Genomic DNA, 7891 nt, shown 5'->3' with positions numbered 1-7891 from the left:
GGTAACTCCAGTCTCCCCGGTCCGGTCCGAATGGACAACCTCCTGAAAGCTCACATCTAGGACACTACATTCGCATCTGAAAGCACTATCGCGCGCCGGCCGCATGCTGCAGCCGTGCGATCAGGTCGCGGTTACGGCAGTAATCTGGCGGATCATCCGCTTGCCGGTGTTCGTCGAGCCAGTTCGAGCATTCATCCTGGTGTCCGCAGGAGCGGCAGCGGTCCACCGCCCGATTTGTAACGGCTGCGTGGTCCGCTACGATCTTCAATTGTCTGTCGACGCCGAGCTTCCGCATCATACGGCCCATCAGGGCTGTCCTTGCGTCCACTGAAATCAGGTAGTCGAGAAGGGTCACGTCGGTCACTCCTATTTCTCAGCTATCTTTCCCAGCCATCATCGCCATGTTGGCCAGCACTACATTGATCTCGGTCAACAGCGCGAGGCACGCTCGGCCATCGTTCCAGCTTGTGACTGCGTGTGGCGACTTGAAGATGCTGACGCGACCCGCGTTCAATAGGACATCAAGCGATTGATGCCGTTGTCCTCGATCAGCGAGCGCGTCACGCCGCCGAATGCCCATTCCCGCAGACGACTGTGACCATAGGCGCCGGAGACGATCAGGTCCGCATGGATCGAGCGCGCGAATGCCAGCAGCCGGTCGCCGTCGGCCTCGCCGGCGATCAGTTCGGTCCGTGCCATGATGCCGTGATGCTCAAGAAAAACCGCCACGTCGGCGAGACTGTCACGAATGCTTTCGTCGCGGTCGGTATCGATGGTGGCAACGACAACTTCGTTGGCCTTAGCCAGAAAGGGCAATGCATCCACCATCGCCCGTCGCGCTTCCCGCGTGTCCTTCCAGGCAACAAGCACGGTTTTCGCCATGACATGCTCGACATTGCTCGCGGCGACCAGGACCGGCCGTCCAATACCGAGTGCGAGGCTGCCGACATCCACGGCGCGAAACACATTTTCACCTTTCTGACTGCCGGTAACGACAAGATCGGCGGCTCTGGCCGAAGCGCTGAGGAAGCGGGTTGGGCTGCAAACGGCTTGGCCCCATTCGCTAAAGATCGAAACGGGAACGAGCCTCTCGAATTCGGCACGCAGTTCGGCAAGCCGTTTTTCGATCTCCGTTCGCTGGATCTGCATGATCTCGCCTTCGTAGACCATGCCGTCGCCTGTCGCGACCAGTGGCGGGACATCTGCTGCCGCCAGGCCGATAAGGCGGGCACCAAACCGTTCCGCGAGCTCGATCCCCAATTTCACCATCGCCGCCGGAGGTGCATCCACGGCAAGATTCACGATGATTGACTTGTAGGACATGATGGAGGCCTTTCGCTGGACCGGTGGAATAGGATGATGAAATGGCATCCATCGGCGCTCGACGCCTTGATGCGTGTCAAAGAACCCGCCAATTGCATCTGTGCGAAAAAAGTCGGCCTCGATCCGTTTTGCCTGTACGGAGAGAAGTGATAGTTAGCCTTTCTTGCAGGCGTATCGAGCCTAGGGATCTCAGGTGAGCCAATACGAAGCGCCTATTTTGTCGGCCGGCGGCGCGATGCTGAAATCAGTCTTGTCGCAAATGTTCGAGCAGGCTCCGGGCTTCATGGCTCTGATGCGCGAGCCGGACCATGTCTTCGAACTGACCAATGCTGCCTACCAACGGCTTATCGGCCACAGGCAGGTGATCGGAAAGTCGGTGCGCGAGGCCCTTCCAGAGTTGGAAGGTCAAGGCTTCTTCGAACAGCTGGACCAAGTGTACAAGACCGGCGAACCGTACAGAGGCCAGGGCATGAAGATAGCCCTTCGCAACAAGAACGACGAACCGGCAGAAGAGCGCATCCTCGATTTCGTCTACCAGCCGATCAAGGCCGACGACGGTCGCATCACCGCCATCTTTGTCGAAGGCACGGATGTCAGCGAACTCTCCTTTGCGAATGCCGCACTTCGCTTGCGTGAGGATCATCTGCGCTCGATCCTGGCAACGGTGCCAGACGCAATGGTCGTCATCGACGAACAAGGCCACATCCAATCCTTCAGCACGGCCGCGGAAACGCTGTTCGGTTACAAGTCCAGCGAAGTCATAGGCCAGAATGTCAGCCTGCTGATGCCGGCGCCGTATCGTGGCGAACATGACGCCTACCTGCACCGCTATCTGACGACGGGGGAGCGCCGGATCATCGGGCTTGGTCGCACCGTCACCGGGATGCGCAAGGACGGTTCGACCTTCCCCATGGAGCTTTCCGTCGGCGAGATGCACCCGGGAACCGGACGCTTCTTCACCGGCTTTTGCCGCGACCTGACCGAGCGCCATCGGGCAGAAGCAAGAATTCAGGAGCAGCAGCAGGAGCTTCTCCACATGGCGCGATTTACCGCGCTCGGCGAAATGGCCTCGACGCTTGCACATGAGATCAATCAGCCACTGACGGCCATCACGAACTACCTCAAGGGCAGCCGCCGGCTGCTCGAGAAGAGTACGGAAGAGAACGCCCCTATGCTGCGCGATGCTGTGGAAAAGGCGGCTGAGCAGGCCCTGCGGGCAGGAAACGTCATTCGCCATCTGAGGGACTTTGTTGCGCGGGGCGAAAGCGAGCGTCAGGTCGAACGGCTGCCGGCGCTGATCGAGGAAGCTTCGTCGCTCGCCCTGGTCGGCGCGAGGGAGATCGATGTCCGCGTCAGCTATGAGCTTGATCCCGCCGCCGAGCTGGTGTTGACCGACCGCATCCAGATTCAGCAGGTTTTGCTCAACCTCATGCGCAACGCGGTGGAAGCCATGCAAGGTGTACCGCGCCGCGAGTTGCACGTGACGACCGTCGCACGGGAGGATGGGATGGCCGAGGTAAGCGTGACGGATACGGGCTCCGGCCTTGCGCCAGAAGTCTCGGCCCAACTTTTCCAGCCCTTCGTCACCACCAAGAAGCAAGGGATGGGCGTCGGGCTCTCGATTTGCCGTACCATCGTCGAGTCGCATGGCGGCCACATCTGGGCCGAGCCAATGCCCGCCGGAGGAACAGCATTCCGGTTCACATTGCGCATCGTTGAGAAGGAAGAGGTCGCCAATGGCCGGTAATGATCTTGTGCATGTGGTCGACGACGACGTCGACGTCCGCAAGTCGCTTGGGTTTCTTCTCGCCACAGCCGACTTTGCCGTGCGCCTGCATGAATCCGCGACAGCCTTTCTGGCCGCGACGACAGACAATATTGATGGCTGTATCGTGACCGATGTGCGCATGCCGGGTATCGACGGCATCGAGTTCCTGCGACAGCTTCGGACTCGCGGACATAGGCTTCCGGTTATCGTCATGACGGGCCATGCCGATGTCGCGCTCGCCGTCCACGCGATGAAGGAAGGCGCTGCTGATTTCATCGAAAAGCCGTTCGACGACGAGATGCTGATCGACGCGATCCGCTCCGCGTTGGCCAATCGCAATCGGATAGATGCAACGCACCCGCAATCCGCGGAAATCCGCGGGCGTCTGTCTACACTATCGGATCGGGAGCGGCAGGTGCTGGATGGACTTGTGTCGGGTCTGCCGAACAAGACAATCGCCTATGATCTGGGGATCAGCCCGCGCACTGTCGAAATCCATCGCGCCAATGTCATGAGCAAGATGGCCGCGAGCAGCCTGTCGCATCTGGTTCGCATGGCACTCATCGTGGATCCCAAGCACTAGGGCGACCGAGAGAAGGCGTTGCCGATATCTGCGGGTGTCTTGTCCGGCACCCAGTCGCGCCAATGGGTCGGGTGGATGTCGAGATAGGCGCCGGTCGCGGCGTTCTTCCATCCTTTCCGCGTCTTCATGCAGGGAAATACAAGCGCATGCTCGCCATCCTCGTCGAGGACGGCCAGTTCGAGATCGCTGTCGAACGGAGCGCTTAGGATCGGCTTCCACATCCCCCTAGGATGCGCGAGATGGCATGCCTCGCCTTGATTTGAATCAGTTTTCGACACCCGAATGCAGCCTCGAGCTGGCTCCCCTGCCTCTGCCGAACCGCCCCTATTGATCGCGATCAATGTCCATCTTGGCGGTTGGGCTACTTTCCCTGCTCATAAGGAGAAACGCGATGCACGAAATCAAGGTCGATGAAGCGCTGTGGGCGTCCAGCATGCTTCCCGAGGGCATTGTGGAGCGATGGTTCGTTGCCAACGGCACCACGATCAAGGCTGGCGATAGAATAGCCGAGGTTCGAATTGAAGGCGCGCTGCATGAGATCGTGTCGCCAGCAAGCGGTCGTGCGACGATCATGGCCCCCGTGAATGCCGTGATCGAACCCGGATCGGTTCTGGCAACACTGGACGATACGATCCGGGCCGACTGACGGCGCATGCCGACCAACCGATCGGGCATCGTCGGCTATGGGTCGGATGCAGGAAATTGATCCGGCGCAATGCTCACGCACTCCCGAAATTGGAAGATCAAGCCAGACTTCAGGGAGCAATTGACATGACCCAAATGTCTCACACATCATTTTCTGGCTTTTCCCACGCCGCGCAGCAGGCTCAGCAGTGGGTCAACGAACTCGCCAGGGACCTCTGCTGGAGCGAGCCGAGTGCGTACCGGCTGCTGAAATCTGTTCTGCATACGCTGCGAGACTGGTTGTCGTCTGCGGAAACTGCCGACCTTGCAGCGCAGCTCCCTGTCTTGGTTCGCGGCATCTATTTCGAGGGTTGGCAACCAACGAAAGCACCTGCCTGCAAGCGAACGAAGCGAGACTTCATCATCGATGTCAGAAGCGGTTTCGGCTACGATGACGAAGTCGATTTCGACACTGCGATCGGTGCAGTTTTCAAGCTCCTCGATCGCCATATATCGCATGGCGAGATCACTCAGGTGAGAAACTCGATGAGGAAGTCACTTCATCATCTCTGGCCGGCGGACTGATGATGTTCCGCGACCGCAAAGAGGCTGGAGAGAAGCTCGGCATCGAACTGGGCAAGCTTCAATTGCGCCAACCCGTCGTGCTCGCGCTGCCGCGTGGCGGCGTTCCGGTCGCCGCCGAAGTGGCCAAAGCTCTGAAGGCACCGCTTGATCTGATTATCGTGCGCAAGGTAGGCGCGCCGGGAAATCCTGAACTGGCCATTGCCGCAATCGTGGACGGCGATCCTCCGGACATCGTGCTGAACCGGGAGATTGTCGAAGCCTACTCGCTCGATGATGACGCACTTCGCGCCTTGATCGCGCAGGAACGACCCGAGCTTGAACGTCGCCGGCTCGCCTATCGGGCAAAGCATCCACCCTTATCGATCGCGGGGAAGACGGCGATCATCGTCGATGACGGCGCGGCAACAGGAACGACGATCAAGGTTGCCATTCGTGCCCTGAGAAAACGAGCCCCCAAGGAGGTCGTCGTAGCAGTTCCTGTTTCACCGCAGGATACGATATCGGAATTGGCTGGCGAAGCCGACCGGGTGGTTTGCCTTAGTCAACCAGCGCGGTTCGGTGCACTGGGCTACCACTACTTGTCGTTCCCTCAGCTTTCCGACAGCTCTGTTGTCGCTGCAATGGACGAAGCTGCCCTCCGGCAAGCGACCCGCCAACGCAAGAATCTCAAGAAGCCCGCCGGCCGCTCCACAAACGAGACTGAGCGGCAGCGTCACGGGGCCACCTCGAAAAAGTAGGAGATCGCACCGATGCTGATCCGTAGCCTTTCGGCCTTGGAATGTACGAAATTGCTGACCGCCAACCGGATCGGTCGTTTGGCATGCGCGAAGGACGGCCAGCCTTACGTCGTGCCGATACACTATGCCCATTCAGACAATCACCTTTACGCGTTTTCGATGCCAGGCAAGAAGATCGAGTGGATGCGCGGCAACCCGCTGGTGTGCGTTGAGGTCGATGAACGCGGCAAAGGGCGAGGATGGAGAAGCGTGGTGGTCGACGGCCGCTATGAGGAATTGCCGGATCAGATCGGCCACAAGGTCGAGCGCGACCATGCATGGTCGGTGCTCAGCAAGCACGCGGACTGGTGGGAGCCCGGTGCCCTCAAGCCGGCAATACCTCCCGTTTCAGACAGCACGTCACCTGTGTTCTTCCGAATTCTGATTCAGCAGGTGTCGGGCAGGGAAGCGGGCGAGTAAACTGCCTCCCATGGATCCGCTCATCGCCCGGCTCGGACTCGCCTTGGCAATCGGCCTGCTCGTCGGACTGGAGCGTGGCTGGCGGGAGCGGGACGCACCGGATCGCAGCCGTACGGCCGGTATTCGAACCTTCGGCATATCCGGCCTGCTCGGTGGCATTCTGGCAGCGCTGGCCGAAGCCGTTGACGCGGTTGCGGTGCTGGTCGGGGGGTTTATCGCCTTTGCCGCGATCTTCGCATGGTACAAGGCGCGAGAAGCTGCTCACGACCAGGATTTCAGCGTCACCTCGGTCATGGCCGGCCTGGGCGTGTTCGCGCTTGGCGCACTCTGTGTAGCCGGCGACTATCGGGTTGCTTGCGCTGGAGGGGCCGCGCTCGCGGCGGTACTTGCCAGTCGCGAGGTCCTGCACGGCCTGTTGCGACGACTGACCTGGATCGAGCTTCGTTCGGCGTTGATCCTGGCGGTAATGACCGCGATTGTCCTGCCCTTGCTGCCGAACCGGACCATGGACCCATGGGGCGGTTTCAATCCTTGGGAGGTCTGGTTCCTTACGGTGCTGATGGCGTCGATATCGTTCGCTGGCTATGTCGCCGTTCGCGTTCTTGGAACCACGCGGGGTCTGCTCGTCAGCTCGCTCGTCGGTGCAATCGTCTCCTCCACAGCCGTGACCGTGGCGCTTGCCCGCAACGCGACGTCGTCGAGCAATCCGCTACCGCTGGCAGGGGCAGCTTCGCTGGCAGCGATGATCTCATCGCTGCGCGTTTGCGTGGTGGTTTTGATCATCCAACCAAGCGTATTCGTCCCAGCCGGCATTCCCGCGATTGCGGCGGCATTCGCCTTCGCGGCCTGCGGCGCATTTCTGTTGGTGCGCGTCGGCGGGGATCAAAAAGGTGGTGGGCTGACGCGCAATCCATTCGAACTTGGTCCATTGCTGCTCTTTGCCCTGCTCTTTGCGGTGGTCTCGACCGCCAGCGCCGCACTGGCGGGTCAATTCGGCGGGCGCGGCTTGCTGGCGAGCTCGGCGCTTGCCGGAACGTTCGATGTCGATGTCTCGGTGCTCAGCGCGTTGCGCCTGGTCAGGCATTCGGTCCCTGTCGAGACCGTGGGGCAGGCAGTGCTGGCGGCGCTGGCGGCAAACGCGACCGGTCGCGTCTCGCTGGCGGTCGTTGCCGGCCCGGTCAGGTTCTGGTTGCCGTTGGCCGTGGCGACCCTGATCGCTGCAGTTGCCGGTTATTGCGCCATGGTGCTGCTAGCGACCTTCTGACCGCGCAGAAACGACCAGGCCCTCTTGATCCGGATCAAGGCCAAATCCGGTCGTCGCGCTATGAACTCCGTCAAGGGAGTTCGCCATGACCGATCTGAAAGATCTTACCCCGAAGTTCCGGCATGTCCGGCTGCTGCTTGCCCGCGAGAAGGGCCATCCGGGCGGCGATCGCGAAGAGGGCTATGATGTGCTCGCCCCATTGAAGAGCGACGGACGGATCGACGCCGACGAGTGGAAGTCGCACCAGGGTTCCTGCCGCGTTCGCCGTTTTCGCGCTGACGAAGAAGACTTGGTCGGCCTTCTGCGGCGCAAGCCCGGCGGACAGTGGTACTTCGACTATGCAGAAGGCGACCGCGACGACGAGATCGGCTTCCATCTCGGCGACGAACGTTTCGTCACCGGCGAATACGTGTCCATCGAACGCAACGGCACCATGCACACCTATCAGGTGGCAAGGGTCGAACGGCCTTAGTGTCTGAATCAGAACGACCGCGGTGTTTTCAGGCTCTTGCGAGCCGTCGGGTGAGCATGCGGATGTTTGCGATGAG

11 protein-coding genes are annotated in these 7891 nt (G+C 60.5%); 8 read left to right on the top strand and 3 right to left on the bottom strand.

The features are described 5' to 3' along the window. Positions 1-85 precede the first annotated feature (85 nt). Complete coding sequence (locus tag AC07FD_RS27420; protein ID WP_478352388.1) at positions 86-355, bottom strand: DUF6455 family protein; 270 nt, start codon at positions 353-355, stop codon at positions 86-88. Positions 356-510: 155 nt separating this feature from the next. Further along, the gene (locus tag AC07FD_RS27415; RefSeq protein WP_478352387.1) at positions 511-1323 is read right to left on the bottom strand and encodes a universal stress protein; all 813 of its coding nucleotides are present in this window, start codon (positions 1321-1323) and stop codon (positions 511-513) included. A 235-nt stretch (positions 1324-1558) separates the two neighbouring features. On the opposite strand from AC07FD_RS27415, the gene AC07FD_RS27410 reads away from it, so the two are divergent. Together AC07FD_RS27410 and fixJ are read left to right on the top strand one after the other, a co-directional pair. Next, positions 1559-3070 carry a PAS domain S-box protein gene (locus AC07FD_RS27410; protein WP_478352386.1) on the top strand — a complete coding sequence of 504 codons (1512 nt, stop codon included), beginning with the start codon at positions 1559-1561 and terminating at the stop codon, positions 3068-3070. After that, on the top strand, positions 3060-3674 hold the full coding sequence (gene fixJ, locus AC07FD_RS27405; RefSeq protein WP_478352385.1) for a response regulator FixJ: 615 nt from the start codon (positions 3060-3062) through the stop codon (positions 3672-3674). The genes AC07FD_RS27410 and fixJ overlap by 11 nt, the downstream gene beginning before the upstream one ends. On the opposite strand, the gene AC07FD_RS27400 is transcribed toward fixJ, so the two are convergent. Continuing rightward, the gene (locus AC07FD_RS27400) at positions 3671-3895 is read right to left on the bottom strand and encodes a hypothetical protein (protein WP_477288370.1); all 225 of its coding nucleotides are present in this window, start codon (positions 3893-3895) and stop codon (positions 3671-3673) included. The genes fixJ and AC07FD_RS27400 overlap by 4 nt on opposite strands. 170 nt (positions 3896-4065) lie before the next feature. Between AC07FD_RS27400 and AC07FD_RS27395 the strand changes: the two genes are divergently transcribed. The 6 genes from AC07FD_RS27395 to AC07FD_RS27370 all read left to right on the top strand — a co-directional run bounded on the left by AC07FD_RS27395 (position 4066) and on the right by AC07FD_RS27370 (position 7815). Next, positions 4066-4320, top strand: a complete 255-nt coding sequence (locus AC07FD_RS27395) for a lipoyl domain-containing protein (RefSeq protein ID WP_478352384.1) — start codon at positions 4066-4068, stop codon at positions 4318-4320. 125 nt (positions 4321-4445) lie between these two features. Further along, positions 4446-4883: a DUF2267 domain-containing protein gene (locus AC07FD_RS27390; RefSeq protein WP_478352383.1), complete on the top strand. Its 438-nt coding sequence runs from the start codon at positions 4446-4448 to the stop codon at positions 4881-4883. Positions 4884-4885: 2 nt separating this feature from the next. Beyond that, on the top strand, positions 4886-5620 hold the full coding sequence (locus AC07FD_RS27385) for a phosphoribosyltransferase (protein WP_478352389.1): 735 nt from the start codon (positions 4886-4888) through the stop codon (positions 5618-5620). A 12-nt stretch (positions 5621-5632) separates the two neighbouring features. Then, the gene (locus AC07FD_RS27380) at positions 5633-6079 is read left to right on the top strand and encodes a pyridoxamine 5'-phosphate oxidase family protein (RefSeq protein WP_478352382.1); all 447 of its coding nucleotides are present in this window, start codon (positions 5633-5635) and stop codon (positions 6077-6079) included. A gap of 10 nt (positions 6080-6089) precedes the next feature. Continuing rightward, positions 6090-7343, top strand: a complete 1254-nt coding sequence (locus AC07FD_RS27375; RefSeq protein ID WP_478352381.1) for an MgtC/SapB family protein — start codon at positions 6090-6092, stop codon at positions 7341-7343. Positions 7344-7428: 85 nt separating this feature from the next. Then, positions 7429-7815 (top strand): hypothetical protein, encoded by a 387-nt coding sequence (locus tag AC07FD_RS27370; protein ID WP_477303451.1) that lies wholly within the window; start codon positions 7429-7431, stop codon positions 7813-7815. Positions 7816-7891 lie beyond the last annotated feature (76 nt).

The organism is Mesorhizobium waitakense, assembly GCF_056431085.1.
This window is presented reverse-complemented; position numbering and strand designations above follow the sequence as displayed.

Bases quoted from the DNA above. Each gene is read 5' to 3' on its own strand.
- AC07FD_RS27370 (WP_477303451.1), top strand. From the start codon at position 7,429: ATGACCGATCTGAAAGATCTTACCCCGAAGTTCCGGCATGTCCGGCTG.
- AC07FD_RS27390 (WP_478352383.1), top strand. From the start codon at position 4,446: ATGACCCAAATGTCTCACACATCATTTTCTGGCTTTTCCCACGCCGCG.
- AC07FD_RS27380 (WP_478352382.1), top strand. From the start codon at position 5,633: ATGCTGATCCGTAGCCTTTCGGCCTTGGAATGTACGAAATTGCTGACC.
- AC07FD_RS27410 (WP_478352386.1), top strand. From the start codon at position 1,559: ATGCTGAAATCAGTCTTGTCGCAAATGTTCGAGCAGGCTCCGGGCTTC.
- AC07FD_RS27385 (WP_478352389.1), top strand. From the start codon at position 4,886: ATGTTCCGCGACCGCAAAGAGGCTGGAGAGAAGCTCGGCATCGAACTG.
- fixJ (WP_478352385.1), top strand. From the start codon at position 3,060: ATGGCCGGTAATGATCTTGTGCATGTGGTCGACGACGACGTCGACGTC.
- AC07FD_RS27395 (WP_478352384.1), top strand. From the start codon at position 4,066: ATGCACGAAATCAAGGTCGATGAAGCGCTGTGGGCGTCCAGCATGCTT.
- AC07FD_RS27415 (WP_478352387.1), bottom strand. From the start codon at position 1,323: ATGTCCTACAAGTCAATCATCGTGAATCTTGCCGTGGATGCACCTCCG.
- AC07FD_RS27375 (WP_478352381.1), top strand. From the start codon at position 6,090: ATGGATCCGCTCATCGCCCGGCTCGGACTCGCCTTGGCAATCGGCCTG.
- AC07FD_RS27400 (WP_477288370.1), bottom strand. From the start codon at position 3,895: ATGTGGAAGCCGATCCTAAGCGCTCCGTTCGACAGCGATCTCGAACTG.